At 66.3% G+C, this 208-nt stretch carries 1 pseudogene; it reads right to left on the bottom strand.

From position 1 onward, the window contains the following. A pseudogene (locus E5W70_RS26040) lies at nt 1-208 on the bottom strand (enoyl-CoA hydratase/isomerase family protein); the annotation flags it as partial.

The following is a 208-nucleotide window of genomic DNA, read 5'->3' as shown; positions in this document are numbered from 1 at the left end:
CTTGGCCTCGGCGAGGGCTTTTCGGCCGAGGATCTGCGGCGCGAGCAGGCTCGAACCGGCCTCCGGCACAAGGCCGAGATCGACGAAGGGCGTCCGGAATATTGTGCGCGGCGTGGCGAAGGTCAGGTCGCAATGCAGGTTGAGCGTGGTGCCGATGCCGACCGCAATGCCGTCGACGCCGGAAACCATCGGCTTTTCCACCTTGGCC

Origin of the sequence: Mesorhizobium sp., from assembly GCF_005063415.1 — a bacterium.
Taxonomy (GTDB): domain Bacteria; phylum Pseudomonadota; class Alphaproteobacteria; order Rhizobiales; family Rhizobiaceae; genus Mesorhizobium.
This window is presented reverse-complemented; position numbering and strand designations above follow the sequence as displayed.